Source organism: Stenotrophomonas sp. YJH_SMC_80 (assembly GCF_059372495.1).
Window position 1 is genome coordinate 120,947 of record NZ_JCAFVP010000005.1, and the last position, 25,580, is coordinate 146,526.

Sequence of the window (25,580 nt, forward strand, 5' to 3'; positions counted from 1 at the left end):
CGTTGGACGCCGACACCATCCGCAATCTGATCGAAACCGGCCTGCCCGGCGCCCGCGCCGACGTGCAGGGCGACGACGGCGTGCATTTCGAAGCGACCGTGGTCTGCGAGGCCTTCGCCGGCAAGATGCCGCTGGCCCGCCACCGCATGGTGTATGCCACCCTGGGCGACCTGATGGGCGGCGCGATCCACGCGCTGGCGCTGAAAACCGTGACCCCGGCCGAAGCCGGCTGAACCGCAGAAGATCCCGAATACATGGCCAAGATCGTTGTGACCGGCGGCGCTGCGCTGCACGGTGAAGTGAGCATCTCCGGCGCCAAGAACGCCGTCCTCCCCATTCTCTGCGCGACCCTGCTGGCCGATGCGCCGGTGGAGATCACCAACGTGCCGCACCTGCACGACGTGGTCACCACGGTGAAGCTGCTGGGCGAGCTGGGCGCCAAGGTCACCATCGACCAGGGCACGCTGTCGCGCGGCAGCGCGATCGTGGTCGACCCGCGTCCGGTCAACCAGCACGTCGCACCGTATGAGCTGGTCAAGACCATGCGCGCCTCGATCCTGGTGCTGGGTCCGCTGCTGGCCCGCTTCGGCGCCGCCGAAGTGTCGCTGCCGGGCGGCTGCGCGATCGGCTCGCGACCGGTCGACCAGCACATCAAGGGCCTGCAGGCGCTGGGCGCCGAGATCGTGGTCGAGAACGGCTTCATCAAGGCCAGCGCCAAGCGCCTGAAGGGGGGCCACTTCACCTTCGACATGGTCAGCGTCACCGGCACCGAGAACGTGCTGATGGGCGCGGTGCTGGCTGAAGGGACCACCGTCCTCGACAACTGCGCGATGGAACCGGAAGTGACCGACCTGGCGCACTGCCTGATCGCGCTGGGCGCGAAGATCGAAGGCCTGGGCACCGCCCGCCTGGTGATCGAGGGCGTCGAGCGCCTGTCCGGTGGCCGCCACGAAGTGCTGCCCGACCGCATCGAGACCGGCACCTTCCTGGTGGCCGCGGCGATGACCGGTGGCAAGGTCACGGTCAACCGTGCGCGCCCGAACACCATGGACGCGGTGCTGTCCAAGCTGGTCGAGGCCGGTGCGAAGATCGAGACCACCGACGACAGCATCACCCTGGACATGCAGGGCAGGCGGCCGAAGGCGGTCAACCTGACCACCGCGCCGTACCCGGCATTCCCGACCGACATGCAGGCGCAGTTCATGGCGCTCAACTGCGTGGCCGATGGCGTGGGCGTGATCAACGAAACGATCTTCGAGAACCGTTTCATGCACGTCAACGAACTGCTGCGCCTGGGCGCGGACATCCAGGTCGAAGGCCACACCGCCATCGTGCGTGGCAGCGAGCACCTGAGCGGCGCACCGGTGATGGCGACCGACCTGCGTGCGTCGGCCTCGCTGATCCTGGCCGGCCTGATGGCCAGCGGCGATACCACCATCGACCGCATCTACCACCTTGATCGCGGCTACGAGAACATCGAAGAGAAGCTGTCTTCGCTCGGCGCCACCATCCGGCGCGTGCCATGATCCTGCGCGGCAAGTTCAGCCCGCGTCGCAAGGCGCTGCTGGCCCTGGTGCTGATCGTGCTGGCGTGGCTGGGCTATGCCTGGTACGCCAACATCGCCATCACCCAGGGCATCGAGCAGAAGGACATGGACTGGAACGGCGACGGCACGGTCACGCGTGACGAGATCATCGAGTCGTTCTATGCGGTCGCGGTGAACGACAGCCAGGACGGCAACCGTCATTGCCGCACCTTTGTCTGGCGCAGCACCGGCGAGCAGATCCGCGTGGACTGCCGCACCGAGTTCAAGCCGGCGGCGGCCGAGGAAAAGAAGTAAGAAAAACGCCCGCGAAAGCGGGCGTTTTCTTTTCGCGGGGCCCGGGGTCGGAGCCCATCCCCGAGGGGATGGGATCCGACCCCGGCACTCAGTTCATCGCCTTGATGGTCAGGTCCAGCGCATCGCGGCCGCTCTCACGCTGCAGCATGCGCGCCGGCACCGGGAAGTCCGGCACGATCCAGGCGATCAGCTCCTTGTTGCCATCGGCGCGCGAGACCTTGGTGGCCTCGTAACTCTTGCCGGCCACGGTGATCGATTCCTTGCCGATCACGCGGTAGGTCATGTTCTTGATCCGGCCTTCGTCCACCATGCGATAGGTCAGCGGCTTGCCGGCGGCCAGGTCACGGGCGATCGCCAGGTTGATCAGCAGCGCGTCCATGTCGCCTGCTTTCAGCGCGATGGGGCCCGCACGGTCCGGCTTGATGTCGCCGGTCCAGGTGGCCTGGTTGCTGGTCCAGTTGTAGTTGGCCTGCACGTTGCGCTTCTTCACCAGCAGTGCCGAACGGTCCTGGCTGCTGAGCGGGCGCAGCTGGCCACGCACTTCCTCGAACACCGTGCTCTGGCTGAGGTCGGCCAGCTGGTTCTTCACCTGCAGGCTGTAGCGCCATTTGTTGCTGCCTTCGCTGGCCAGGGTCATGGTGCCGTTGGCCTGCATGCCCATGTAGCTGGCCAGGTAATCCGCCTTGAACGGTTCCAGCGCCATGGCCGGCAGACTGGCCACGGTCAGGGCAGCGGCTGCGATCCAGGTGAGGGGGCGGGTCAGGGTATTCATGCTCAGACTCCTTGGTATTCGATCAGGCGCAGGTCGACGCGGTCTTCGCCGTCTTCGCGTTGCAGGATGCGCACGGGGGTGGGGACACCGTTGGCGATCCAGAGAATGGTTTCGTTTCTGCCACCGTTGGTCCGGTAGACCCGCAGCGCGTTGTAGGACAGGTCGCCGACCTCGACGTTCTCGGTCCGCGGCGCGGCCTGGTAGTCGTGTTCGCGGACCTTGCCCATGTCCACGTAGCGGTAATGCATGGTGGCGCCCGGACGCGCATCGCGCATGATCGCCAGGTTGATCAGCAGCGCGCTCTGGTCGCCGGCCCGCAGCGGAATCGGCTGCGCGCGCTCCTTCTTGACGTCGCCGGTCCATTGCGCGGTGCCGGCCTGCCAGTTGTAAGTGCCCACGGCCTTCTTGCCCAGGAACAGGCCCTTGCGCACCGTGCTCTGGCTGAGCGGTGCGTAGACGCCACTGCGCTCCTCGAACACCGTGCTCTGCTCGATGTTCAGGCCGAGCACGCTGGCAAAGCCGCGGCGGCCGACCACCTGCATGTCCACGCGCCACTGGCTGCCGCCGGTGTGGGTGACCTGCATGCTGGCATCACCCGCTTCCTTGCCCTTGTAGAAGGCCTGGTAGGTGGCGGTGAACGGCTGCAGCGGCGGCGGCTCCCAGGCCAGTGCCGGCAACAGCGGCACACTGGGCTCGTTCGGTGGCAGCGCAGCGGGTGTGGGCGGCGGTGAAGCCGCAGGCGGCTGCGCCTGGCCCCAGCCCACAGCGGGAAGCACGGCAAGCGACAACAGCAGTGAAGTGGACAGCAGCGTCGTGGTCTTCATGGAGGACAGGAACCGCAGGAGGGGGCAGGATGCCAGCCCCGCAGTCAGCGGGGCGTGTGCAAGAGCGTTACCGGTTCAGGTTTCCGGCGGAATCTAGGGCCAAGGGGCTAAACAGGGGGTGACCGTCCAGCCAGGGCTGACCCTCCCGTTCAGCCAGGCGGCCCTCGCACAGCAGCTGCAGTGTGGCGATCAGCAGCGGATGCTCCACCGCAAGCACGCGTGCGGCCAGCGCCTGCGCGTCATCGCCGGGCCGCACCGGCACGCGGGCCTGCGCCAGGACCGCGCCGGCATCCAGTTCGGGGACCACCAGGTGCACGCTGGCGCCATGCTCGGCGTCACCGGCCTGCAGCGCCCGCGCGTGGGTGTCCAGGCCCTTGTGCAGCGGCAGCAGCGACGGGTGGATGTTGACCAGGCGGCCATCGAAACGCTGCACGAAGGCCGGACCAAGGATGCGCATGTAGCCGGCACAGACGATCCAGTCCGGCTGTACCGCGGCAAGCGCATCGCCGAGCGCCTGCTCGTAGCTGGCGCGGTCGCTGAATTCCTTCGGTGCATGCGCCCAGCGCAGGCCGGCATCGACACGCAGCAGGGCCTCTGCGGCGGGGCGGTCGGAGAACACGCCGACCACCTCGGCCGGCAGGCGGCCGCTGCCGATCGCGTCGAGGATGGCCTGCAGGTTGCTGCCGCGGCCCGAGGCGAGCACAGCGATGCGGGTTGGGGCGGTCATTGCAGGCAACTCCGGCGGATCAGAGGCCAGGTCAGCAGGCTGCCGACGGTCGCCATCAGCATGTCGGCATGCGCATCCCACATGTCACCCTGCTGGCCGTTGTAGGCTTCGGCGGCATCCGGCGACAGCGCCAGCGCGATGGCCCATTCGAACCATTCGTAGACCAGGCTGGCACACATCACCGTCATCACTGCCAGGGTGAAGGCCTGGCCCAGGCGCAGCGCCGGCCACGCGTGACGGGCCAGCTGCAGCAGTGCGGGAGTGAAGCAGACGCCGAACAGGAAGTGGATGAGGCGGTCGAAATGGTTGCGCTGCCAGCCGAAGGCCGCATTCGGCGACCAGCCGGTCAGCATCTGCGCCCAAGCGTCGTAGGGCACGTTGGAATACAGCCAGCGCGCCGCCACGCAGTGCAGGGCGATGAAGCCGCAGATGGCGATGAAGGCGCCGTTGCCCAGCCAGCCGCCGCGGCGGTCGACCCACAGCAGCGCGGCCAGACCGACCACGGTCAGCGTGCTGTGCAGGGCCTGCTCGGTGGGCCACAGCGGGTGGATCCAGCTGATCGCGAAGACCGCCAGTACGGCGGCGAAAGCCCACTTCTTCGGGCCCGGGAAGCGGCGGGTGGTGGGCGAAGCAGACGTCGGGAGGGCAGGCGCGGACATGGGAAATCGATCAGGATAGGGCGCGGCGTCTGCCGCCAGGTTCAGGCACTGAGGTGATCACCGCGGTCGAACAGCGCAGCCATTTCCGGCTTGGACAGGAACACCCAGGCATAGGCGGCCAACGCCATGCCCAGTGGTCCAGCCAGCACGCCCAGCCACGCCGCGTGCTGGCACCAGGCCAGCCCGGTGCGACGTGACAGCTGGCGCGCGGTGTGCAGCTGCACGAACCCCAGCACGGCGGCCAGCACGGCGATGGACGCATAGACCGTGGTCAGCATCCAGGCATCCTCCAACCCGCGCGACTGGGCCACCCAGCCGCTGAGGCCGAGGAACGCCACTGCGGCGACCCAGTGGAAACCGGCCAGGGCGTAGAACAGCACTCTCAGTGTCTGCAGATGGCTGGTCAGCTGCAGCTGCGCCAGGGTCTGATGCGGCAGCGGCGGTGGATTGCCGGAGGCGGTCATGCGGTCGCGGCGGGAAGGTCGAAGGCGGCCTTGACCTGCGGGCGCAGCAGGGTGATCAGGCTGAACACCCCCAGCACCGTGCCGACCGGCGTGAACAGGCAAGCCAGGCCAGCCGCGATCAGGCACAGCAGATGGCGACGGCGGCGGGACAGGCAGCGGCCGGCATAGGCCACGAACGCGCCCAGCGTGATGCCACCGAGCACGACGACGCAGCCGAGAACCGTGAACACCCAGCCCATCAGGCGCTGTTCCTCCAGCGAGGAGGGCTCGCCGCCGGACTTCATCGGCAGGCTGCCGGTCAACGCGGCGATGCCGATCACGATGTGCAGGATGAAGATCAGCGAGAACAGCACGATCAGGCCACCGACCACGTAGTGTGCGATGGCCAGCATGCGCAGGTGGTCGGCATCCTGCGCGCTGAACGGCGGTACCGTCGCCAGCGGCGGCGGCACGGGGGCGGGCGACAAAGGGGGCGTTGCGTCCATGCGGGGCTCCTGGGTTGCCGGCGTCAGCCGATGTGGACGCGTTCGGCGCCTTCGGCGGTGACCACCTGGCCGATGGTCCAGTGCTCCAGGCCCTGCGCCTTGACTGCATCGGAAACGGCAGCCACCTGGTCCGCTGCGACGATCAGCACGAAGCCGATGCCGCAGTTGAAGGTGCGCCACATCTCGCTGTCGGCCACCGCGCCTTCCTTCTGCAGCCACTGGAACACCGGCGGCAGGGCCCATGACGACGCCTGGATGTCCAGGCCGAGGCCGTCGGGCACTACGCGGATGATGTTCTCGGTCAGGCCGCCGCCGGTGATGTGGGCCATGCCATGGATGGCCTCGCCGTGCGACTTCAGCAGCGACAGGATCGGCTTCACATAGAGGCGGGTCGGTGCCATCAGCGCATCGACCAGCTTCACGCCGCCTTCCAGCTCCAGATCGGCCGGGCGACCGGCGCGGTCGTAGATGCGGCGCACCAGCGAGTAGCCGTTGGAGTGCGGGCCGGAGGAGGCGATGCCGATCAGCACGTCGCCGGCGGCCACGCTGGCGCCGTCCTTCAGCTCGCTCTTCTCCACCGCGGCGACCGTGAAGCCGGCCAGGTCGTATTCGCCGGGGGCGTACATGTCGGGCATTTCAGCGGTTTCGCCGCCGATCAGCGCACAGCCGGCCTCGGTGCAGCCGTTGGCGATGCCGCCCACGACCGCTGCGGCGGTGTCGATGTCCAGCTTGCCGGTGGCGAAGTAGTCCAGGAAGAACAGCGGTTCGGCGCCCTGCACCAGCACGTCGTTCACGCACATGGCGACCAGGTCGATGCCGATCGTATCGTGGCGGTTCAGCTGGTGGGCCAGCTTCAGCTTGGTGCCCACGCCGTCGGTACCCGACACCAGCACCGGCTCGCGGTACTTGTTGGACAGGTCGAACAGGGCACCGAAGCCACCCAGGCCGCCCATCACTTCCGGGCGGAAGCTGCGCTTGACCAGGGGCTTGATCCGCTCGACCAGCGCATTGCCGGCGTCGATGTCGACCCCCGCGTCACGGTAGGTGAGGGGGGAGGGGGCGGAAGACGGGGTGTTGGTCACGGGCGTCGGCGCTGGCAGGGGTTGAACGGGCGATTTTAACAGGCCGCATTGGCGCAAAGGCCGTATTCGGGCAACAATTCCCCCGGATACGTCGAGCCAATGGATGTCCTGATGCGCCGCAGCCTGATTCTGACCCTGCTCCTTGCGCTGAGCCTGCCGGTGGCCACGATGGCCCAGAGCGGCCTTCGCACCGAGGGTGATGTCGCCACCGCCAGTGGCGCGTACGAGGCCGAAGTGCCCGTCAACAGCCAAGCCGAGGCCGATCGCAACGGCGCCCTGGCCCGCGCCCTGAGCGTGGTACTGGGCAAGCTGTCCGGCGACCGCAGCGTGATGTCCCGCCCCGGCGTGGTGCAGGCGCTGCGCAACGCCAAGGACTACGTGGCCAGCTACGACTACAAGCAGGACCAGAGCGTGGGCGCCAGTGGCGCCCCCAGCTTCCGTACCCTGCTGGTGGCCCGCTTCCGCGAGGATGATGTCGACTCGCTGGTGTCGGCGCTGGGCCTGCCGCTGTGGCCGCAGCCGCGACCGAAGCCGGTGCTGTGGCTGGCCGTCGACGATGGCAGCGGCCCGCGCCTGGTCAGCGTGCAGCAGGCCAACGCCGCCCGGCCGTTGCTGAACCGCGCCATCGAGCGCGGCTACAAGCTGGGCCTGCCCAGTGGTGGCGCCGCCGAACAGGCGCTGGCGGGTGCGATCTGGCGCCAGGACAGTGCCGCCGTGGCCCGTGCCTCCTCGCGCTACTCGCCGCCGATGCAGCTGATCGGCAAGTTGTACCGCGCCAATGGCGGCTGGCAGGCGGACTGGGTGTTCGTCGACAACGGCCGTGAACTGAACAAGTGGACCAGCAAGGACGCCAACGCCATGCGCGCGATGGCGGCCGGTGCCGACGGCGCCGCCGATGCGCTGGTCAAACGCTATGCCAAGGCCGGCGCCGCCGTCGGTCAGGCCGGGACCTACCGTGTGGTGGTCACCGGCATCAACAGCGCCGACGACTACCTGCGTCTGGCCGCTGGCCTGCGCGAGGTGCCGGTGGTGCGCAATGTCACCCCCCTGCATGCCTCGGCTGGCCAGCTGGAGCTGAACCTGGAGATGACCACCGGCCTGGCCGGCTTCAACCGCATGCTGGGCGACAACGGCGTGCTGGCGCCGAGCGCTCCGCTGCCGGCCCTGCCCGCTCCGATCGACGACACCAACGGTACCCCGGTGGCCGCCCCGGTCAGCAACGAGTACCGCCTGCGATGACTCTGACCCCGGAAGCGGAAATCGCGCAGTTCCTGCGCCGCCTGAAATACATCCTGTTCGCCGGCCTGTTCGGCTGGGTGGTGTGGCTGCTGGCGCCGATCCTGACCCCGTTCGTGCTGGCGCTGGCGCTGGCCTGGCTGGGCGACCCGCTGGTGGACCGCATCGAGGCCACCGGCCGCTCGCGCATGACCGGCGTGGTGCTGGTGTTCGCGGCGATGGTGCTGGTGATCGTGGCGCTGCTGCTGGTGCTGGTACCGATGATCGAGCGCCAGATCACCACCCTGATCGCGGTTGCCCCGCAGGCACAGGCGTGGCTGATGGAGAAGGGGATTCCCTGGTTCGAGCAGAAGACCGGCCTGGAAGTGATGCAGTGGCTGGACCCGGACCGCCTGATCGAATGGGTGCGCAGCCACTGGCAGCAGGCCGGCGGCTTCGCCACCACGTTCATGGGCTACGTCTCGCGCTCCGGCTTCGCGATGGTGACCTGGGTGGTCAACATCCTGCTGCTGCCGATCCTGGCGTTCTACTTCCTGCGTGATTGGGACAAGCTGGTCGAGCGCGTGGCCTCGGTGATTCCGCGCAACCACATTGGCACCATCAGCGCGTTGGCGCGTGAGTCCAACGAGGTGCTGGGTGCGTTCATCCGTGGCCAGTTCCTGGTGATGCTGGCACTGGGCGTGATCTATGCCGGCGGCCTGTCGCTGGTCGGCCTCAAGCTGGGCCTGCTGATCGGCCTGATTGCCGGTCTGATCAGTTTCATCCCGTACCTGGGCGCGACCACCGGCGTGCTGATGGCGGTGATCGCCGCGCTGGTGCAGGCACAGGGCTTCGACCTGAAGCTGCTGATCCTGGTCGGCGTGGTGTTCACCGTGGGCCAGCTGCTGGAGAGCTACGTACTGACCCCGCGCATCGTCGGCGACAAGATCGGCCTGCACCCGGTGGCGGTGATCTTCGCGGTGATGGCCGGCGGCCAGCTGTTCGGCTTCCTCGGCATGCTGCTGGCGCTGCCGGTGGCGGCGGTGACCAACGTGCTGCTGCGCTACGCGCACCAGCGTTACCGCCAGAGCGAGCTGTACGTGGGCGAGAAGCCGGCAATCGTGCTTGACGGCATGGTCGATGCGCCCCATATCATCGTTCCGAACGAAAAAGGCCCCGACCTGAAGTGATGGGTGTGCCGCAACTGCCGCTGGCCCTGCATTACCCGCGGGACCAGCGCCTGGAGACCTTCATCGGCGCGCCGGATGGCGCGCTGGCGCAGCTGCGCGCGATCGCGGTGGGTGCCAGCCACGATTGGGTCTACCTGGAAGGTGCGGCGGGCACGGGCAAGACCCACCAGGCGCTGGCGATGTGTTCCAGCGCCGAGCAGGCAGGGCGCCTGCCGACCTATGTGCCGCTGGCCAGTGCCGCCGGCCGCGTGCGTGCGGCGCTGGATGGGCTGGAGGCGCGCGAGCTGGTGGCGCTGGACGGCCTGGACGAGGTTGCCGGCAACCGCGACGACGAGATCGCGCTGTTCGATTTCCACAACCGCGCGCGCGCTGCAGGCGTGACCGTGCTGTACACGGCGCAGAAGGCCCCGGAAGCGCTGGGCCTGGTGCTGCCGGACCTGCGTTCACGGCTGGGCCAGTGCGTGCGCGTGCTGCTGCAGCCGCTGGATGAGGAGGGGCGGGCAGCGGTGCTGCGCGAACGCGCGCTGCGACGCGGCCTGGCGATCGACGAGGCATCCATCGAGTGGCTGCTGTCGCACACCGGGCGCGAGCTGGGTGGGTTGATCACGCTGCTGGACTGGCTGGACCGCGAGTCGCTGGCGGCGAAGCGGCGGATCACCGTGCCGTTCCTGCGCCAGGTGCTGGAAGAAGGCCGGCCCCGCTACTGAGGGTGGGTTTGTTTGCAGGGCTGCGCCCTGCACCCGCAGAAGCAACGTCAACGTCAAAAGCTGGCTATCCGTGGGGATGGCGGGGTGGATCCGGTTGCGGGGGACGCTGCAAGTACGTCCATGTAAGCTCGGTCGCCGCATCCATGCGGCTCACGCCCCCGCAACCGGATCCACCCCGCCTTCGACAGGTTCCCGCGATCTGCCGGGACTGCGTACTGCACTGCTGACTGCTGTTGGTGGGTGTCGACCTTGGTCGTCACCAGAGCAAGCGCAGCGAAGCGACCCGCTTTTGCTTTTCTTTTTTCTTTTCCGTGGCTGGACGCGCACGGAAACTGTCAGAGGCCGGTCGGGGTGGGCTGCGCAGGGGCGTGAGCCGCATGGATGCGGCGACCGAGCTTACATGGACGTACTTGCAGCGTCCCCTGCGCAGCCCACCCCGACCGGCCAAGCACGGCTTCTGCTTTCAATGAGTCCAGCCACGAGGGGCTCAGCCGTTCGCCGCCAACTCAGCATCCAGCGCGCGCAGCCGATCCACGGTGCCGACATCGGTCCAGCGCCCGCGATGGTGCTGCCCCGTCATCAACCCCTGCGCCATGAAATGCTTCTGCAGCGGCACCACCGAGAACTTCGGCGGCAGCCGCTCGCTGCCCGGGGCATCGCCGATCACCGTGCGCCAGTCGGCCACGATCGAAGGACGGTACACGCCGATGCCGGCATAGGTCAGGCACGGTCCTTCGCGATCGTGGTGCAGCACCCCCTGCGTATCGAGGCGGTAGTCACCGTCCGCGTGCTGAACCGGATTGTCGACCAGCACCAGGTGCGCCTGGCCCCGCGGCTCGCGCGGCAGCGTGGCGAAATCGAAATCGGTCCAGATGTCGCCGTTCACCACCAGGAACGGGGCATCGCCCAGCACCGGCAGGGCGTTGAGGATGCCACCGCCGGTCTCCAGCGGGGTCGCTCCTTCGTACAGGAAATGCAGGTGCAGGCCCCATTGGCTGCCATCGCCCAGCGTCGCCGGGAACTGTTCGGCCAGCCATGCGGTGTTGACCACCACCTCGCGCACGCCGAGTGCGGCCAGGCGTTCCAGGTGCCAGACGATCAACGGCTTGCCAGCCACTTCCAGCAGCGGCTTGGGCGTGTGCAGGGTCAGCGGGCGCATGCGCTCGCCGAGGCCGGCGGCAAAGACCAGCGCCTTCATCGGGCCACGCGCATCGGTGCACCCAGCTCGGCCAGCGCCGGCTTGATGCGCTCGTCCAGCAGCTGCTGCAGCGGTGCCAGTTCCCGATAGCGCGGCAGCACTTCATCCAGATAGGTGATGAAGCGCGGTGCGTCGTCGAGGTAATGGCCCTTGTTGTCGCGGTAACGCAGCCGGCAGAACAGGCCCAGGATCTTCACGTGGCGCTGGATGCCCATCCAGTCGGCATCGCGCAGGAAGGTGGCGCGGTCGGGCACCGGCAGGCCGGCGTCGCGGGCGCGCTCGTGGTACTGCGCCAGCCATTCGTCCACGCGTTGCAGTGGCCAGCTCAGGAAGGCGTCCTTGAACAGGCTCACCGCATCGTAGGCGATCGGGCCGCGCACCAGGTCCTGGAAATCCAGCACTGCGGGGCCATCGTCGACCGGCATCAAGTTGCGCGGCATGTAGTCGCGATGGGTCATCAGCTGGGCCTGGCCCAGCGCGTTGTCCATCAAGCGGCGGTGTACCAGCTGCAGCCCTTCGATCTCGCCGCAGTCCAGCTCCAGGTTCAGGTGGCGCTGCAGGAACCATTCGTCGAACAGGCCGGCATCGCGCTGCAGCAGCGCCTCGCCAAACTGGCCGAAGTCGGCCGGCACCGGGATCGCCTGCAGGCGCAGCAGCTGTTCGATCGAACGGCCGAACCATTCATCGGCATTGCGCTCGTCGAGGATCCTGGCCAGGGTCGGGCCGCCGAGATCTTCCAGCAGCAGGAAGCCGGCATCCAGATCCTGCGCCAGCAGCATGGGCACGCGCAGGCCGTTGTCGTGCAGCAGGCCGCGCATGCGCAGCCACGGCCTCGGATCTTCCAGCCTCGGCGGGGCATCCATCACGATGTGGCTGCCGCGCGTGCTGGTGGTGCGCCAGTAACTGCGCATGCCGGCATCGACCGAGGCGCGTTCGACCACCGCGTTGGCATCATCAAGCTGGGTACGGGCCCACTGCAGGCGCTGCGCGCTGCGCTGGGGATCGGAGGCGGGTTCGGTCATGCAGGCATATCCGGGCGCGCCGGGCGCGCCAACGTCGGGAACAGGAAGGGAAGGAGGGACGGGGTCAGCGACGGCCGCTGAACAGGCGCAGCACGGCCAGCACGGCCACCGCACCCACTACCGCACCGAGGAAACCGGCCGGCTCACCGGGGGCGTACCAGCCCATGTACTGGCCGAACCAGCCGGCCACCAGGGCGCCAAGGATGCCCAGCACGATGGTCAGCAGGCAGCCCATGCGGTTGTTGCCGGGCATGAAGAAACGCCCGAGCAGGCCGACGAAGAAGCCGACCAGGATGATGTAGAGCCAGCTGCTGCTGCCGAACAGACCATTCATGCGCGCGATTTCCGCCAAGGGTGGACGCAGCCTAGCAAGGCCTGGCTGCGTCCGTCACGGGTGCCGGATCAGCAGCAGCCGTGGTCGCCGTGGCGGGTGCCGCTGTCGGCAGCCACCGGCGAACCGCTGGTCTCGCCGCGCAGGCTGGCCGCGTAGTGCTCGCTGATCACCTTGGACACGCAGGCGGTGACCTTCTTGCCCATCGGGATGTGCAGGAACTCGTTCGGGCCGTGCGCATTGGAGTGCGGGCCGAGCACGCCGGTGATCATGAACTGGGCACCGGGGAACTTCTCGCCCAGCATGCCCATGAACGGGATCGAGCCGCCTTCGCCCATGTACATCGCCGGCTTGCCGAAGAAGGCCTGGCTGGCGTCGTCGATGGCCTGGGTCAGCCACGGCGCCATGGCCGGGGCGTTCCAGCCGGTGGAGGCCTTTTCCAGGTCCAGGGTGACCTGCGCGCCGTTCGGCGGGTCGCGCAGCAGCGCTTCCTTCAGCAGCTCGCCGCAGGTCTTGCCATCGGCCGTCGGCGGCAGGCGCAGCGACAGCTTCACCGAGGTCTGCGGGCGCAGCACGTTGCCGGCCGATTCCAGCGGCGGCATGCCGCCGACGCCGGTGACCGACAGCGCCGGGCGCCAGGTGCGGTTGAGCACCAGCTCGGTCAGGTCCTCGTTCATCGGGCGCAGACCGTCGACCATCGGGAACTTCTCGAAGATCTCGGTATCCACCACTTCGGCGGCACGCTTGGCCTGTTCCAGGCGTTCGGCCGGGATCTCGACGTTCATGCCGTCGATCAGGATGCGGCCGGTCTCCTGATCCTCGATGCGCGAAAGGATCTGGCGCAGCAGGCGGAAGCTGGACGGGATCACGCCGGAGGCATCGCCGGAATGCACGCCTTCGTTGAGCACCTTCACGGTGAAATTGCCGCCGGTCAGGCCGCGCAGCGAGGTGGTGCACCACAACTGGTCGTAGTTGGCGCAGCCCGAATCCAGGCAGACCACCAGCGACGGCTTGCCGATGCGGTCGGCGAGGTGGTCGACGTAGGCTGGCAGGTCGTAGCTGCCCGACTCTTCACAGGCTTCGATCAGCACCACGCAGCGGGCGTGCGGCAGGCCCTGGGCCTGCAACGCCAGCACGGCGGCCAGCGAGCCGAAGATGGCGTAGCCGTCATCGGCGCCGCCGCGGCCATACAGCTTGTCGCCGCGCAGGACCGGGGTCCACGGGCCGAGGTCGTCGTCCCATCCGGTCATTTCCGGCTGCTTGTCCAGGTGGCCGTAGAGCAGGATGGTGTCGTCGCCGGTCTCGGCGCCGGTGGCCGGAATTTCCAGGAAGATCAGCGGGGTACGGCCTTCCAGGCGCACCACTTCAACCTTCAGGCCAGGCAGCTGCTGGGCCCTGGCCCAGTTCTCCATCAGCGTGACCGCCTGTTCCATGTAGCCGTTCTGCACCCAATCGGCGTCGAACATCGGCGACTTGTTGGGAATGCGGATGTAGTCGACCAACTGCGGGACGATCTCGCTGTCCCACTTGTCATTGACGAATTGGCCGAGCTTGGCGCTGTCCATCTGAAACTCCGGTTGCATGGGCTGATCCGGCCATTCTACGCCTGTGCCACGGGTAGGGTTTTTCCTACATCACGTCGGGTATTTGGCTGGCTTACGGAAATCCGGGAAACCGATAGGCTGTGTGCATGTGGTGACGGACACTGTTCCTACCGACGGGATTGCCGGTCGGGGCGGCCAGAATCACAAGGAGATACACGTTGTGCCTTGGTTTGTCGTGTTGAGGGCACTGGTGCTGGTCATGGGGATCGCTGGGGCGCATGCCGCCGAACCGATCGACATCAACCGCGCCGATGCCCAGGCGCTGCAGCAGGGATTGACGATGGTCGGAGCCGCCAAGGCCGAGGCGATCGTCGAGCACCGGCGCAGACACGGCCCGTTTCATCGCGTCGAGGACCTGACGCAGGTGAAGGGGATAGGGAAAGCAATCGTCGAACGGAATCGACAGCGGATCACCGTAGGCAACAGGTTGTTGCCGGCGGATCCGGTACCCGGATCGGTACCGGTGCGGACCGTACCGAGGCGCTGACAGCAGGAATCGTCGGAACCGGCAGGAAGCTGGTTCAGCGGTCACGGACAGGACGGCCGTGACCACCGACCGCCGCAGGACGCGGCACCAATCACCAGGATGGTGGCATCACAGACCTGTGGAAGGGGCTGAGATACAAACAGGACAGACGCGGCCGCGTGCAGGATGCAACGCTACCCCCACAGCGCAGGATGCGAGGGGGCGGCAGCAGGCCGACAAGGACGTAACGATTGCCCGGTACGACACATGGCTGTGTCGCCGGGCAGTTTCATTTCCGGCGCCTGGTTTTGCCGCGGCCACCACAGGCCGATGGTGTACGGTGGCCGCACCGCATGGAAAGGACCCCCGCTGGATGCTCCCGCTCCGCCCCACCACCCTGATGCTCGCCCTTGCACTGGCCCTGCCGCTGCTGGCCCATGCCGCTGCGCCGACAGCGGCTGCCAAGCCCACGGCTGCCGCAGCCAGCAGCGCTGAAGTGCGCGGGCCGACCGACCTCAAGCCGGGCGAATACCTCTGGCATCCGGAAATCTCGCCGACCGGCCCGATCGTGCTGGTGGTCAGCCTCGATGAGCAGCGCGCCTACGTCTACCGCAACGGCATTGCCATCGGCCTGACCACGATCAGCTCGGGCAAGGCCGGGCACGAGACGCCGACCGGCGTGTTCACCATCCTGCAGAAGGACAAGGACCACAGGTCCAACCTCTACAACAGCGCGCCGATGCCGTACATGCAGCGGCTGACCTGGGACGGCATCGCCCTGCATGGCGGCAGCCTGCCCGGGCATCCCGCCTCGCACGGCTGCGTGCGCCTGCCGCAGGCCTTCGCGCAGAAGCTGTTCAGCGAAACCCAGCGCGGCGATACCGTGGTCGTGGCCGATGCCAAGAGCTCACCGATGACCCTGGCCTATCCGTCGGTGCTGGCGCCGGTGAACGCGCGCGGCCAGGCCCTGCCGGAGGCCGAGGGCGGAGCCCCGGCACAGGCCTGGTGGGACGACAGCGCGGCGCCGGCCGGGCAGGTCGGCATCCTGGTCAGCCTGCACGACCAGCGCCTGTACGTGCTGCGCGATGGCGTGATGATCGGCGAGTCGCCGCTGAAGGCTGACGCCCTGCCGGCGTTCCAGGGCACCACGCTGTTCGTGATGGGGCAGGGTTACAGCGACACCCCCAGCCCGCTGGACGTGAACCAGCGCCTGCACCAGTGGACGGCCTACCCGTTGCTGGGCCAGGACCGTGCCCAGGCCACGCCGGACCTGCTGGCCACGCCCTCGCTGCCGATGGCGCTGCCGGCCGATTTCGCCCGCCAGCTGTACCAGGTGCTGGTGCCGGGCACGACCCTGCTGGTGACCTCGCTGCCGGCGGTCCGCCCAAGCCCGGCTGAATCCGGAATGCAGCCGGTCTTGGAATCCGAGCCGCCAGGGTCCACCCTCAAGGGCAACTGAGTGCCCTCGTTGTGCCCATGACTGCATCCCGCCTGTGCCGGCTGGCCGCGTTCGGCCTGCTGGCGACCTCGGCCAGCGCCCCGGCGCTGGCACAGACGCCCGCCCTTGCCACCAGCGCCGATGATCTGGCTGCCCTGCTGTCGCGCAGTGCGCCCAAGGCCGACCGCCACGTGTTGCAGCTGGCGGCGCACGCCATGCGCTGTGCGCTGCAGCGGCCGGAACTGGGCATCAATGGTGATCGCCTCAGCGTGATCGACTATTCGCGCCCGTCCACCGAGCCGCGCCTGTGGGTGTTCGACCTGGCCCACCAGCGCCTGCTGTTCGAGGAGTGGGTGGCGCATGGCCGCAACAGTGGCGAGAACCGCACCGAGCACTTCTCCAACCGCGATGGCAGTTTCATGTCCAGCCTCGGCGCGTTCACCGCGCAGGAGACCTACATGGGTGGCAATGGATATTCGCTGCGCCTGGCCGGGCTGGAACCGGGCTTCAACGACCGCGCGCGTGACCGAGCCATCGTCATCCATGGTGCGCCATACGTGAACCCGGCTGCCGCGCAGCTGCAGGGGCGGCTGGGCCGCAGCCTGGGTTGCCCGGCGGTGCGCCTGTCGGTGGCCAGGCCGCTGATCGATGCGTTGCGTGGCGGCACGATGGTGTTTGCTTACTACCCCGACCAGGATTGGCTGAAGCACTCGCAGCTGCTGGCCGGCGGGTGCGGTGGCCAGGGCACGCTCGCCACGCGGTGATGCACGACGGCGCGCGGCATGATGCAATGCGCCGATGAACATCGACTCCCTGCTGCACACTCCGAGCCAGGTGATCTCCAGCCTGGACTACCGCCGCGAACGTTGGCGCAACGGCCTGGGCTGGACCCGCGAGATCCTGCGCCTGCCCGCGCAGGGGGATGACTGGGCGCTGCGCCTGTCGGTGGCCGAAATCGAACAGGATGCCGCGTTCTCTGCCTTCCCCGGCGTGGAGCGTGAACTGGTGTTGCTGCAGGGCAATGGCGTGCGTCTGCGCTTCGACGATGGCCGCGTGGCCGAAGTGTTGCCACCGCATGGGCGGGTGCGCTTTGCGGGCGAGGAAACATTGCACGGCGAACTGGTGGCCGGCATCACCCACGACTTCAACCTGATGTGGAAGCGCGAGCTGCTGCAGGCCGAACTGCTGCACCGGCCGCTGGTGGGCGCGATGTTCTTCTTCTGCGAACCGGGCGTGGCCTGGGCGCTGCATCTGCTGGCCGGTCAGGCGGAGTTTGGTGCCGACAGCGGGCTGCCGGCGCTGCAGGCGGGCGATACCGCATGGTTGGCGGCCGGCGAACGTCAGCGGCACGCGTTGCAGGGCGGTGGCGAGTTGCTGGCGATACGGGTCAGTGCAGCAGCGGGATGATTGCTGGGCGCCGGTGGGCGCCATCCACGCATGGCGTGGATCTACAGCTGTGCGGTTGTCACCATGCCTGGGCACGCCGTCATGGTGCGGCTGTGGTTGGGGTCAGAGCCCTTTCCTGCGGAAAGGGATCCGACCCCGATGGTTCGTTCAATACACATCGCGCCGGTAACGACCGGCCAGCAACAGCGCTTCCTTGCCCGCAGTACCCAACACCTGCTCGATCACCGCATCCACCGCCGGGGCCATGCCCTGCAGGCTGCCGCAGACCAGGATCGTCGTGCCTTCATCCACCCACTGCCGCAGCGTTGCCGCTTCGGCCAGCAGCCGGTCCTGCACATAGCGATGCGCGCCGCCATCTCGGCTGAACACCGCATCCAGCCGCGCCAGCGTGCCGTCGGTCAGCATCGCCTGCAGTTCTTCACCGAAGTGGAAGTCGTGCGCGGCGGTACGCTCACCGAACAGCAGCCAGGTGCGGCGCGCGCCACTCCGGGCACGTTCGTGCAGGTGCGCGCGCAGGCCGGCGATGCCGGTGCCGTTGCCGATCAGCAGCAGCGGCACATCGGCGGGCACGCCATGGAAATTGTCGTTGCGGCGCAGACGCAGCTGCACCGGTTCGTCGATGGCCGCGTGTTCGCACAGCCAGCCACTGCCGATGCCCGGTGTTCCATCGGCGCGCAGTTGGCGGCGCAGCAGCAGTTCCACCGCACCGTCGGCCATCACCGAGGCGATCGAGTACTCGCGATGCGGCAGCGGCTGCAGGGTCGCCAGCAATGCAGGCAGATCACCCGGGGGAACCAATGAGGGCAGGTGCGAGCGCGCGACGCGTGCCAGCAACGTCTGTCCGTCATCCAGCACGATGTCCGCGTCAAAGCGTTGTGTGTCCAGCCAGGCACGCACGGTGTGCGATGCGTGCTGTGGGCCGATCTCGGCGATGTCACCGGCCTGCCATTGCGCATCTGCATCGGCTGGGGGCTGCAGGCGCAACCAATACACGGGGCCGCCGGGGCTGCCGGGGTTCAGATGCTCGCGCTGCAGCAGCGTCCACGGCTGGTACTCGGCCGGACTCCAGTCGGGCAGTTCGCTGGCGTTACCGCCGAGTTGTCCCAGCAACTGCTGCCAATGGCGCAGCGCCGCCGGATCGGCGTTGTCGACTTCGATTGCATCGAACAGTGGATGCGCGCCGTGCTGGCGCAGCCATTGGTCGAGCTGGTGACCGAATCCGCAGAAGTGGCCATAGCTGCGGTCGCCCAGTGCGAGCACGCCGTAGTGCAGATGCTGCAGCGAGGGCGGCGTGGCCATCACCCCGCGCAGGAACGGCAGGGCGTGGTCGGGCGGATCACCTTCGCCGGTGGTGCTGGCAATGAACAGCGCGCGCTGGCTGCCGGCCAGCAACACGGCGTCGACCTCATGCAGTCCGCGCACGCGCGCTGGCACGCCGGCACCGCGCAGGGCCTCGGCACTGCGTTCGGCCAGTTCGCGGGCAAAGCCGGTCTGGCTGGACCAGGCCAGCAGGATGGGCGCGGAGTCTCCGCTTGCGGCATCGTCGCGCGGGCGCCCACGCCACCACAGCGCAACGCAGGCCAGCGCATACAGCGCCGTGGCGAGTACCGCGATCTGAGACTGCCGCGCCGGTGGCGCGCCATGCCACCAGGCTTCACCGAGGTGCAGGCGCAGCAGCGCCCAGCCGATCAGCGCCAGCATAAGCAGGACCAGCGCGTTGCCGAGCCACGCGCGCGACGGCCGGGTACTCATGGGCTCTGCTCGTCGAGCAGGCGCTGGAAGGCGCTGCTGAGGAATTCCTGCGGGCCGTCCGCTGCGCGTTGCAGGTAGCGCGCAGCCAGCCCTTCGCGTTCGGCCAGCGCCATGCCCTGTTCGCGGCCCAGCACGGTCAGTGCGGTGGCCCAGGCATCGGCGTGCATGGCGTCGTCGGCCACCACGGTGACTGCCGCGGCAACCTGGCGCACCGGTCTGCCCGAACGCGGGTCCAGGCTGTGACTGTAGGCCTCGCCATCGACCTGGTACTGGTGCCAGCGATCGCCGGAGGTGGCCACCGCCTTGCCCTCCAGCGCCAGCACCCGCAGCGGGGTATTGGTGTGCGCATCTTCTTCCGGCGCGGACTCCACCAGCACGCGCCATGGCTGGCCGTCCGGTTTGCGGCCGTAGCCGGCCAGTTCGCCGCCGACTTCGACCAGCGCGGCAGTGATGCCCTGTGTGCGCAGCCACGCAGCGACATGGTCGACGCCAAAGCCCTTGGCGATCGCGGAGAGATCCAGTTCCAGCCCACCCGGTTGCAGCAGCGCATCGTCCTGCCATTGCAGGCGCTGCCAACCGCAGCGATCGCGCGTGGCCTGCAGGGTAGCGTCGTCGGGCTGGCGGCGTTCACCGGCATGTGCACCGAAGCCCCACAGGGCAACCAGCGGACCGACGGTGGGATCGAAGGCGCCGCCACTGGTGGACGCGATCGCCTGTGCGCAGGCCAGAACGTGGCGGGTCTCGGCCGGCAGCACGCACCATTGGCCCGCGTCGGCGCGGTTGTAGCGGCTCAGGTCCGAACCGGGCTCCCAGGTACTCATCTGCGCGACCACTTCGTCCAGCCGCGCCTGGATGCCGGCGTGCAGCGGGTGCAGGTCGCGCTGGCGCGGCGCGACCAGCGACACGCTCCAGGTGGTGCCCATGGTGGTGCCGCCGAGGCGGGCGATGTCGAGCAGGGAATCGGTCATGGTGATGCGTTGCGGGTGCGATGCCGGGGTTGCCCGGCATCGCGGTCCGCGTCATTACTGCGGCAGCACTTCCAGCGTGGCGACGTAGCTCAGGCGGCGCTTGGCGGCCTGCTTCACCGACGTCTTGTTGTCCTCGGTGCCGGTTTCCAGCCAGTACATGCCGGCTTCCGGCCAAGTCACCTTGATCTCGCCCTTGGCATCGCTGGTGACCTTCAGCTCGTCCTGTGCGTTGCGGTAGCGGGTGGCACCACGCACGATCTCGAATTCCAGGCCGGCCGCCGGCTTGCCGTCGACCAGCACGCGGAAGGTGGCTTCCTCGCCGGCGAACAGATCGTTCGGGTGGCCGACGGCGACCAGCTCGATGCCACGGTTGGTCGGCTTCAGCGCGGTGTCGTTCGGCGCGCCGTTGGTGACGAAGGTCTCCACGCGGCCGACCGACTGGCTCACTTCCAGCTTCTTCGCGTCCTTCGGCAGTTCGCCGAAGGTGGCAACGCTGCCGCGCCAGCGCTTGCGCTCGCCGTTCTGCTCGTAGGTGGCGAACAGGCCGTCATTGACCGACGCGATGCGGTAGGTGCCCGGCTGCTTCAGTTCGATGTCGAACACGCTGCGGTACTTGCCGGTGGATGCGTTCTGCGGCTGCACGGTGCTGCCGTCCGGCGCGGTGATCACCAGCGATTCCAGGCGCAGCGGCACGTGGTTGAAGTAGAACAGGTCGTTGGAGACCGCACCGTCGACAGTGATCCACGGCGCGTTGCCGGCGATCACGGTCTGCGAGGGCAGCAGCCAGGCCTTGTGGGCCAGGGCGGAGAAGGGAAGGGCAGCGGCCAGGGCGGCGGCGAGGACGAGCGTGCGCTTCATGCGGAAGACTCCAGTTGGAAGGGGGCGGATCCCTTTCCATTGGAAAGGGCTCTGACCCCGGGGGATACGGCGATGGCGTCAGAGCCCTCCCTGCGGAAGGGATCCGACCCCGGCTCAGGCAGTTATGGTTTGACGGCGAGGGTGACCTGGCCCAGTTCGGTGGCGCCCTGCGCCTTGCCGTTCTGCGCGGCGGTGGCTGGCCAGGTGAAGGGGATCTTCAGCAGTTCGCGACCGCCGACTTCGCGCACCGCTTCCACTACCAGGGTGTAGTTGCCCGGGGCCAGCTGCTTCAGTGCCGGCTGCCTGTCGTTGAACGACAGCGCGTGCTTGCCGGCCGGCCGGGTCGGGCCGGTCACGCCATCCACCGGCACCTGCAGGGTGCGGCCGCTCTTGCGCCACCACTGGCGCAGGTCGGGCAGCCACTTGGTGCCATGGCCTTCGCTGTTGCTGGTCTGCTGATACCAGACCGACAGGTTGGCCGCGACCTTCTGGTCGGCGCCTTCCAGCCACACGGCCACATACGGGCGGTGGTATTCGGCTACGTTGAGCTTGGGCACTTCGACGTTGATGTCGAGGGTGGTGGCATAGGCCGGCGAGGTGGCCAGCAGGCCGCTGAGGGCGATGGTCAGGGTGACGCGCATGGGGCGGCTCCGGAAAGGGGGAAAAGTCAGTGGATCAGCAGCAGGGCGATCAGCAGCGGGATCATCAGGCCGAGGCCGACCAGCGGCCAGGTCATGCGCCGCTGCCGCGCATGCAGGTGCAGCAGGAACAGGCCGGTGATGCAGAACACCAGGCAGGCCACGGCGAACAGGTCCAGGAACCAGCCCCACGCCGGGCCCGCGTTGCGGCCCTTGTGCAGGTCGTTGAGGTAGGACACCGCGCCGCGCGAGGTCGATTCGTATTCCACCGCGCCGGTCTCGCGATCGATGCTCAGCCAGGCGTCGCCGCCGGGGCGGGGCAGCGACAGGTAGATCTCTTCGGGCGACCACTCGGCCGGTCGCCCGCCGATGGCGATGCCAAGCTGCGTGTCCAGCCACTGCCGGGCAGGGCGCGGAATCGGTGCGTTGCCGTCTTCGCGCGTGCCGAGCTGTCCAAGCAGCGCGGCCGGCAGTTCAAGATGCTGGTTCTGCACCTCGGGCTTGGCCTCGATCTTCGCGGCATGGTTGAGGGTCAGGCCGGTCACCGCGAACAGCAGCATGCCGATCAGGCACACCGCCGAGCTGATCCAGTGCCACTGGTGCAGCGTCCGCAGCCAGAAGCCACGGTTCTGTTGCTGCTGCACGGTGGAAGAGGCAGGACGGCTCACGGCACGGTTCGAGGCGGACGAGGACTGCCCATTACATCATTGATGAGAATAGCTCGCAATTGCGTATCGTTCTGTATCCCGGGAGCAGGCATTGCGGGTTGCCGGCCAGCGGCCGGCATTACCGATCGGTAGATCCAGGCCATGCGTGGATGAAGCGGTGCCGACCAAGGTCGGCACCCACCGGGGAAGGGCACGGCGATCAGAACTTCGCGTTCAACGAAATCCAGTAGCTGCGGCGCTGGTCCTTGGTCGCGTAGTCATCCACGCAGCTGAACTCGCTGGGATTGAGCAGCAGGCACGACTGCGAAACGAAGTCCTTGTCGAACAGGTTGTTGACCCGTGCATTGACCGTCAGCCACGGCGTAGCCTTCCAGCTGCCCCCCAGGTGGAAGATCGTGTAGTCCTCGTAATAGCGCACGTGGCGGGTGCCGGCACTGTCGATGAGGGTGTCGCGATAGCGGTCGTAGCGGCCCTCGCCGATCAGCGACAGGCTGATGGCCTCGTTGAGCTGCCAGTTCAGGCTGGCATTGGCCATGTGCTTGGCCGGGGTGGTGCCGGTGATCGGCAGCCCCTTCTGCGGGCCGCTGGTCTGCTCGCTCCTGGTCCACGTGTAGTTGCCGCGCAGCTGCAGGGTGTCGAGCAGGTCGACGTGGCCGGCCAGTTCGGCACCACGGGTTTCGGCCTTGTCGATGTTCACGCTCTGGGTGAAGGTGCTGTAGCCCAGCGCCGCCCAGCCCGGGCCGATGTCCACGCAGTAGCCGCTGCCGGCCGGTGCCACTTCGCAGTTCGGGAAGGTGCCGCCGCTGGCGATCTTGTCCTCGAACTTATTGAAGAAGCCGGTGACGTTGAAGCCCCAGCGCTGGCCTTCGTAGTAGGCGGCCAGCTCGTAGTTGGTGCTGGTTTCAGGCTTGAGGTTCGGGGAACCGACCAGAGGCAGCACGCCCTGGCCACCAAAGCCGGTGATGCCCGGGAACAACTGGTCCGGTCGCGGGGTCTTGTAGCCGGTGCTGACGCCACCCTTGAAGGTCCACGCATCGCTGGCGTTCCACACCAGGTAGCCACGCGGACTGACGTGGCTGCCGAACACGTTGTGGTCGTCGTAGCGCAGGCCGAAGGTAGCGGTGAGGGTATCGGTCAGCGCCCAGTTGTCCTCGGCGAACAGCGCCCACATGCGGTGCTTCTGCCTGGTGTTGCTGCGATAACCGGCGCCATCCATGCCGAACACGCCGTCGATCATGTCGGTGTCGTTGTACTGGCCGCCGACGGTCAGCTTGTGCGCGCCGAAGTCGAGGTCGAGCATCGTGTCGAGCACGTAGCCTTCCAGTTCCATGGTGCGCAGCGGACGCGGCAGGAACGCCTGCAGGCGCGCCATCTCGCTCGGGTTGAGCGCGGCCAGGGCATTGCCACGGCCGGCCGCACAGTTGTTGGCGGCACCGGTGCGGCGGCAGACGTCATTCCACAGCGTCTGCAGGTTGGCGCGCTCGTCCAGGGTCAGTGGCAGCGACCGACCCAGGTTGCTGCTCTTGCTGTGGGTCAGCGAGGTCTGCCAGGTGCCGAAGCTGTAGCGGCCCTGGTGGGTCAGCGATACCTGGTCACGCTCATAGCGCTGGTAGGCGGTGTAGCCCACGCGCGGCTGCACCACGCGGCGGGTGACGGTGCCGCTGCCGTTCGGGTTGGGGATGACCGCATTGCCGATGCGCCACAGGCTGGCCAAGCTGTCCAGCGTGCCGGTCTGGCCTTCGCTGTTGTCGTACTTCTGCCGCGACACGTCGTAGTCCAGCCACAGTTCGTGGTCATCGTTGACCCGGAAGTCCAGGCGCACGCCGGTATTCCAGTTGGTGTTGGCCACCGACTTGCCACCGCCGCCGAAGCCGATGCTGCGCTCCCACAGGCTGCCGTCGGGCAGGGTCAGTGCGTCCCACTCCGGATTGGAGGCCTTGGCGTCGTAGTAGCTGCCGCGGACCGCCAGGCTGAGGCGGTCCTTCAGCAGCGGGCCGCTGAGGTACAGGTCGGTGGTGCGCGCATCACCGAACTGGTCATCCTGCTGCACGGTGAAGCCCTGGGTCACGGCGCCGTGCCAGCGGTCCTGGTTGCGTCGGGTGATGATGTTGATGACGCCACCCATCGCGTCCGAGCCATACAGCGTGGACATCGGGCCGCGCACGACTTCGATGCGCTCGATCGCGTCCAGCGGCGGCAGGTAGGCGAACTGGCCGCCACCGAAGTTGTTCGGATAGATCTGGCCGACATTGCTCTGGCGGCGGCCGTCGATCAGCACCAGGGTGTACTCGGACGGCAGGCCGCGCATGGAGATGGTGGCGCGGCCGTTCTTGTCGGTGGCCTCCAGGCCGACATCGATGCCTTCGACGTCGCGCAGCGCATCGACCAGGTTGGTGTAGGGGCGCTTGCTGAGTTCTTCGCGGCTGACCACGCTGATGCTGGCCGGTGCATCGATCACCTTCTGCTCGAAGCCGGAGGCGGTGACCACCACCTTGTCCAGCGTCTGTGGCGCGCCGGTAGCGTCACCGTGGGCGAAGGCAGGGGCGGTCATGGCTGCCAGCACGGCGCTGGTCAGCAGGGTACGGGACAGGGACGAACGGACACGATGGCGCTGGGCCATGGCAGTAACCTCGAAGGATGCAGGGTGGTGCGATGCCAGGCGCGAACGGCGCGGCATGCACGGGGAGGCCCGGTCAGGGGCGGCAGGGATGAAGCAGGCAGCGGCGCGCGGGCACGACCGCGCAGGCGGTCACGCGGGGCCGTGAATCAGGCGAGCGGCGGCGCCTGGCCGCGTTGCTGGCGGCGCCCGGGCGCATCGGCCCAGGGCGTGTCCGGAGCGGCCAGCGGCCAGTCCGGGCGCACGCCGGGCATGGCCGGCGTGGCGGGTACGAGTTCAAGCTCGGTGCGCAGCCATTGGCTGGCCAGCAGCAACGGCGGGCGTGCCTTCTCGGCTGATTTCACCGGAGCGGCAGCACAGCGGCGCAGCTTGGCCGGTGCCTCTTCCTGCAAGGTGCCTTCGCCACCGCGCTCTTCCAGCGGCATCTGCACGGCCATTCCGGCCTGGCCGTGTGGCAGCAGCGGCAGGGTGCCCAGCAGCAGGGCCAGCATCGCCACCCACGCCAGCAGGCTGGCCAGCGCAGGACGCTGGCCGCGCATGGCGGTGCCCATCTTGCGATGGATGAGTGGACGAGGGCGAAGCGGGCGCAGCAAGCAGGGGTCCCCAGGGCTCTGCCGGCAGCGGCCGGCATCAACGGGGCGTGATTGT

General features: G+C 68.0%; 28 protein-coding genes. 10 read left to right on the top strand and 18 right to left on the bottom strand.

Going from position 1 to position 25,580, the window contains the following annotated elements; all coding sequences use genetic code 11:
- Positions 1-2 precede the first annotated feature (2 nt).
- Genes AC5P99_RS10930 through AC5P99_RS10940 form a run of 3 tightly spaced genes read left to right on the top strand, consistent with a single transcriptional unit; the run spans position 3 to position 1,840 of the window.
- Entirely contained in the window at positions 3-233 is a 231-nt protein-coding gene (locus tag AC5P99_RS10930; protein WP_005408396.1) for a BolA family protein, read from the top strand.
- Between the two features lie 21 nt (positions 234-254).
- Positions 255-1,526 carry a UDP-N-acetylglucosamine 1-carboxyvinyltransferase gene (gene murA, locus AC5P99_RS10935; RefSeq protein ID WP_005412503.1) on the top strand — a complete coding sequence of 424 codons (1,272 nt, stop codon included), beginning with the start codon at positions 255-257 and terminating at the stop codon, positions 1,524-1,526.
- The gene (locus tag AC5P99_RS10940; protein WP_005408398.1) at positions 1,523-1,840 is read left to right on the top strand and encodes a hypothetical protein; all 318 of its coding nucleotides are present in this window, start codon (positions 1,523-1,525) and stop codon (positions 1,838-1,840) included. The genes murA and AC5P99_RS10940 overlap by 4 nt, the downstream gene beginning before the upstream one ends.
- Positions 1,841-1,928: 88 nt before the next feature.
- On the opposite strand, the gene AC5P99_RS10945 is transcribed toward AC5P99_RS10940, so the two are convergent.
- The 7 genes from AC5P99_RS10945 to purM form a co-directional block, all read right to left on the bottom strand.
- Positions 1,929-2,612, bottom strand: coding sequence for a DUF3108 domain-containing protein (locus AC5P99_RS10945; RefSeq protein WP_005408399.1), 684 nt, complete (start codon positions 2,610-2,612; stop codon positions 1,929-1,931).
- A gap of 2 nt (positions 2,613-2,614) precedes the next feature.
- Positions 2,615-3,436: a DUF3108 domain-containing protein gene (locus AC5P99_RS10950; protein ID WP_423168614.1), complete on the bottom strand. Its 822-nt coding sequence runs from the start codon at positions 3,434-3,436 to the stop codon at positions 2,615-2,617.
- A gap of 67 nt (positions 3,437-3,503) precedes the next feature.
- Complete coding sequence (purN, locus tag AC5P99_RS10955; RefSeq protein WP_005412505.1) at positions 3,504-4,163, bottom strand: phosphoribosylglycinamide formyltransferase; 660 nt, start codon at positions 4,161-4,163, stop codon at positions 3,504-3,506.
- Positions 4,160-4,822 carry a DUF2238 domain-containing protein gene (locus AC5P99_RS10960; RefSeq protein ID WP_049451050.1) on the bottom strand — a complete coding sequence of 221 codons (663 nt, stop codon included), beginning with the start codon at positions 4,820-4,822 and terminating at the stop codon, positions 4,160-4,162. The genes purN and AC5P99_RS10960 overlap by 4 nt, the downstream gene beginning before the upstream one ends.
- Before the next feature lie 41 nt (positions 4,823-4,863).
- Entirely contained in the window at positions 4,864-5,286 is a 423-nt protein-coding gene (locus tag AC5P99_RS10965; RefSeq protein WP_049451049.1) for a hypothetical protein, read from the bottom strand.
- The gene (locus AC5P99_RS10970; RefSeq protein ID WP_049451048.1) at positions 5,283-5,771 is read right to left on the bottom strand and encodes a hypothetical protein; all 489 of its coding nucleotides are present in this window, start codon (positions 5,769-5,771) and stop codon (positions 5,283-5,285) included. The genes AC5P99_RS10965 and AC5P99_RS10970 overlap by 4 nt, the downstream gene beginning before the upstream one ends.
- A gap of 23 nt (positions 5,772-5,794) precedes the next feature.
- On the bottom strand, positions 5,795-6,853 hold the full coding sequence (purM, locus tag AC5P99_RS10975) for a phosphoribosylformylglycinamidine cyclo-ligase (protein WP_043034199.1): 1,059 nt from the start codon (positions 6,851-6,853) through the stop codon (positions 5,795-5,797).
- A 99-nt stretch (positions 6,854-6,952) separates the two neighbouring features.
- On the opposite strand from purM, the gene AC5P99_RS10980 reads away from it, so the two are divergent.
- From AC5P99_RS10980 to hda, 3 genes are read left to right on the top strand one after another with little or no spacing between them, the layout of a single operon-like run.
- The gene (locus AC5P99_RS10980; RefSeq protein WP_495213154.1) at positions 6,953-8,092 is read left to right on the top strand and encodes a DUF2066 domain-containing protein; all 1,140 of its coding nucleotides are present in this window, start codon (positions 6,953-6,955) and stop codon (positions 8,090-8,092) included.
- Positions 8,089-9,258, top strand: coding sequence for an AI-2E family transporter (locus AC5P99_RS10985; protein ID WP_495213155.1), 1,170 nt, complete (start codon positions 8,089-8,091; stop codon positions 9,256-9,258). Before AC5P99_RS10980 ends, AC5P99_RS10985 begins: the two co-directional genes overlap by 4 nt.
- Positions 9,258-9,965, top strand: coding sequence for a DnaA regulatory inactivator Hda (gene hda, locus AC5P99_RS10990; protein ID WP_005408408.1), 708 nt, complete (start codon positions 9,258-9,260; stop codon positions 9,963-9,965). Before AC5P99_RS10985 ends, hda begins: the two co-directional genes overlap by 1 nt.
- 487 nt (positions 9,966-10,452) lie before the next feature.
- Here hda and murU read toward each other — a convergent pair whose 3' ends face one another.
- From murU to AC5P99_RS11010, 4 genes are all read right to left on the bottom strand, one after another.
- The gene (murU, locus tag AC5P99_RS10995; RefSeq protein ID WP_495213156.1) at positions 10,453-11,163 is read right to left on the bottom strand and encodes an N-acetylmuramate alpha-1-phosphate uridylyltransferase MurU; all 711 of its coding nucleotides are present in this window, start codon (positions 11,161-11,163) and stop codon (positions 10,453-10,455) included.
- Positions 11,160-12,185 carry an aminoglycoside phosphotransferase family protein gene (locus AC5P99_RS11000; protein ID WP_495213157.1) on the bottom strand — a complete coding sequence of 342 codons (1,026 nt, stop codon included), beginning with the start codon at positions 12,183-12,185 and terminating at the stop codon, positions 11,160-11,162. Before AC5P99_RS11000 ends, murU begins: the two co-directional genes overlap by 4 nt.
- A gap of 64 nt (positions 12,186-12,249) precedes the next feature.
- Positions 12,250-12,519, bottom strand: coding sequence for a GlsB/YeaQ/YmgE family stress response membrane protein (locus AC5P99_RS11005; RefSeq protein WP_005408411.1), 270 nt, complete (start codon positions 12,517-12,519; stop codon positions 12,250-12,252).
- 68 nt (positions 12,520-12,587) lie between these two features.
- Positions 12,588-14,081, bottom strand: a complete 1,494-nt coding sequence (locus AC5P99_RS11010; RefSeq protein WP_049459155.1) for a M20 family metallopeptidase — start codon at positions 14,079-14,081, stop codon at positions 12,588-12,590.
- 199 nt (positions 14,082-14,280) lie between these two features.
- Here AC5P99_RS11010 and AC5P99_RS11015 point away from each other — a divergent pair, with 199 nt between their 5' ends.
- The 4 genes from AC5P99_RS11015 (at position 14,281) to AC5P99_RS11030 (ending at position 17,431) form a co-directional block, all read left to right on the top strand.
- Positions 14,281-14,607, top strand: a complete 327-nt coding sequence (locus AC5P99_RS11015; RefSeq protein ID WP_024958219.1) for a ComEA family DNA-binding protein — start codon at positions 14,281-14,283, stop codon at positions 14,605-14,607.
- A gap of 352 nt (positions 14,608-14,959) precedes the next feature.
- Positions 14,960-16,045, top strand: coding sequence for a L,D-transpeptidase (locus AC5P99_RS11020; protein ID WP_212560556.1), 1,086 nt, complete (start codon positions 14,960-14,962; stop codon positions 16,043-16,045).
- A 17-nt stretch (positions 16,046-16,062) separates the two neighbouring features.
- Positions 16,063-16,788, top strand: a complete 726-nt coding sequence (locus AC5P99_RS11025; RefSeq protein WP_005408415.1) for a murein L,D-transpeptidase catalytic domain family protein — start codon at positions 16,063-16,065, stop codon at positions 16,786-16,788.
- Positions 16,789-16,822: 34 nt separating this feature from the next.
- On the top strand, positions 16,823-17,431 hold the full coding sequence (locus AC5P99_RS11030) for a HutD/Ves family protein (RefSeq protein ID WP_049448597.1): 609 nt from the start codon (positions 16,823-16,825) through the stop codon (positions 17,429-17,431).
- A 147-nt stretch (positions 17,432-17,578) separates the two neighbouring features.
- Here AC5P99_RS11030 and AC5P99_RS11035 read toward each other — a convergent pair whose 3' ends face one another.
- From AC5P99_RS11035 to AC5P99_RS11065, 7 genes are all read right to left on the bottom strand, one after another.
- Positions 17,579-19,183, bottom strand: coding sequence for a sulfite reductase subunit alpha (locus AC5P99_RS11035; protein ID WP_495213158.1), 1,605 nt, complete (start codon positions 19,181-19,183; stop codon positions 17,579-17,581).
- A complete protein-coding gene (locus tag AC5P99_RS11040; protein WP_005408418.1) occupies positions 19,180-20,151 on the bottom strand; it encodes an FAD:protein FMN transferase in 972 nt (323 codons plus the stop codon). Before AC5P99_RS11040 ends, AC5P99_RS11035 begins: the two co-directional genes overlap by 4 nt.
- Positions 20,152-20,205: 54 nt before the next feature.
- The gene (locus tag AC5P99_RS11045) at positions 20,206-21,009 is read right to left on the bottom strand and encodes a DUF4198 domain-containing protein (protein ID WP_005408419.1); all 804 of its coding nucleotides are present in this window, start codon (positions 21,007-21,009) and stop codon (positions 20,206-20,208) included.
- A gap of 122 nt (positions 21,010-21,131) precedes the next feature.
- Entirely contained in the window at positions 21,132-21,650 is a 519-nt protein-coding gene (locus AC5P99_RS11050; protein ID WP_005408420.1) for a DUF2271 domain-containing protein, read from the bottom strand.
- A gap of 26 nt (positions 21,651-21,676) precedes the next feature.
- The gene (locus AC5P99_RS11055; RefSeq protein WP_005408421.1) at positions 21,677-22,315 is read right to left on the bottom strand and encodes a PepSY-associated TM helix domain-containing protein; all 639 of its coding nucleotides are present in this window, start codon (positions 22,313-22,315) and stop codon (positions 21,677-21,679) included.
- A 199-nt stretch (positions 22,316-22,514) separates the two neighbouring features.
- Positions 22,515-24,935 (bottom strand): TonB-dependent receptor domain-containing protein, encoded by a 2,421-nt coding sequence (locus AC5P99_RS11060; RefSeq protein ID WP_495213159.1) that lies wholly within the window; start codon positions 24,933-24,935, stop codon positions 22,515-22,517.
- A 146-nt stretch (positions 24,936-25,081) separates the two neighbouring features.
- Positions 25,082-25,483: a hypothetical protein gene (locus AC5P99_RS11065; RefSeq protein ID WP_049430448.1), complete on the bottom strand. Its 402-nt coding sequence runs from the start codon at positions 25,481-25,483 to the stop codon at positions 25,082-25,084.
- Positions 25,484-25,580: the final 97 nt, after the last annotated feature.

What these genes read in the sequence shown, in the direction of transcription:
- murA (WP_005412503.1), top strand. Translation starts at nt 255, where the DNA reads ATGGCCAAGATCGTTGTGACCGGCGGCGCTGCGCTGCACGGTGAAGTG.
- AC5P99_RS10940 (WP_005408398.1), top strand. Translation starts at nt 1,523, where the DNA reads ATGATCCTGCGCGGCAAGTTCAGCCCGCGTCGCAAGGCGCTGCTGGCC.
- AC5P99_RS10945 (WP_005408399.1), bottom strand. Translation starts at nt 2,612, where the DNA reads ATGAATACCCTGACCCGCCCCCTCACCTGGATCGCAGCCGCTGCCCTG.
- AC5P99_RS10950 (WP_423168614.1), bottom strand. Translation starts at nt 3,436, where the DNA reads ATGAAGACCACGACGCTGCTGTCCACTTCACTGCTGTTGTCGCTTGCC.
- purN (WP_005412505.1), bottom strand. Translation starts at nt 4,163, where the DNA reads ATGACCGCCCCAACCCGCATCGCTGTGCTCGCCTCGGGCCGCGGCAGC.
- AC5P99_RS10960 (WP_049451050.1), bottom strand. Translation starts at nt 4,822, where the DNA reads ATGTCCGCGCCTGCCCTCCCGACGTCTGCTTCGCCCACCACCCGCCGC.
- AC5P99_RS10965 (WP_049451049.1), bottom strand. Translation starts at nt 5,286, where the DNA reads ATGACCGCCTCCGGCAATCCACCGCCGCTGCCGCATCAGACCCTGGCG.
- AC5P99_RS10970 (WP_049451048.1), bottom strand. Translation starts at nt 5,771, where the DNA reads ATGGACGCAACGCCCCCTTTGTCGCCCGCCCCCGTGCCGCCGCCGCTG.
- AC5P99_RS10980 (WP_495213154.1), top strand. Translation starts at nt 6,953, where the DNA reads ATGGATGTCCTGATGCGCCGCAGCCTGATTCTGACCCTGCTCCTTGCG.
- AC5P99_RS10985 (WP_495213155.1), top strand. Translation starts at nt 8,089, where the DNA reads ATGACTCTGACCCCGGAAGCGGAAATCGCGCAGTTCCTGCGCCGCCTG.
- hda (WP_005408408.1), top strand. Translation starts at nt 9,258, where the DNA reads ATGGGTGTGCCGCAACTGCCGCTGGCCCTGCATTACCCGCGGGACCAG.
- murU (WP_495213156.1), bottom strand. Translation starts at nt 11,163, where the DNA reads ATGAAGGCGCTGGTCTTTGCCGCCGGCCTCGGCGAGCGCATGCGCCCG.
- AC5P99_RS11000 (WP_495213157.1), bottom strand. Translation starts at nt 12,185, where the DNA reads ATGACCGAACCCGCCTCCGATCCCCAGCGCAGCGCGCAGCGCCTGCAG.
- AC5P99_RS11005 (WP_005408411.1), bottom strand. Translation starts at nt 12,519, where the DNA reads ATGAATGGTCTGTTCGGCAGCAGCAGCTGGCTCTACATCATCCTGGTC.
- AC5P99_RS11010 (WP_049459155.1), bottom strand. Translation starts at nt 14,081, where the DNA reads ATGGACAGCGCCAAGCTCGGCCAATTCGTCAATGACAAGTGGGACAGC.
- AC5P99_RS11020 (WP_212560556.1), top strand. Translation starts at nt 14,960, where the DNA reads ATGCTCCCGCTCCGCCCCACCACCCTGATGCTCGCCCTTGCACTGGCC.
- AC5P99_RS11025 (WP_005408415.1), top strand. Translation starts at nt 16,063, where the DNA reads ATGACTGCATCCCGCCTGTGCCGGCTGGCCGCGTTCGGCCTGCTGGCG.
- AC5P99_RS11030 (WP_049448597.1), top strand. Translation starts at nt 16,823, where the DNA reads ATGAACATCGACTCCCTGCTGCACACTCCGAGCCAGGTGATCTCCAGC.
- AC5P99_RS11035 (WP_495213158.1), bottom strand. Translation starts at nt 19,183, where the DNA reads ATGAGTACCCGGCCGTCGCGCGCGTGGCTCGGCAACGCGCTGGTCCTG.
- AC5P99_RS11040 (WP_005408418.1), bottom strand. Translation starts at nt 20,151, where the DNA reads ATGACCGATTCCCTGCTCGACATCGCCCGCCTCGGCGGCACCACCATG.
- AC5P99_RS11045 (WP_005408419.1), bottom strand. Translation starts at nt 21,009, where the DNA reads ATGAAGCGCACGCTCGTCCTCGCCGCCGCCCTGGCCGCTGCCCTTCCC.
- AC5P99_RS11050 (WP_005408420.1), bottom strand. Translation starts at nt 21,650, where the DNA reads ATGCGCGTCACCCTGACCATCGCCCTCAGCGGCCTGCTGGCCACCTCG.
- AC5P99_RS11060 (WP_495213159.1), bottom strand. Translation starts at nt 24,935, where the DNA reads ATGGCCCAGCGCCATCGTGTCCGTTCGTCCCTGTCCCGTACCCTGCTG.
- AC5P99_RS11065 (WP_049430448.1), bottom strand. Translation starts at nt 25,483, where the DNA reads ATGGGCACCGCCATGCGCGGCCAGCGTCCTGCGCTGGCCAGCCTGCTG.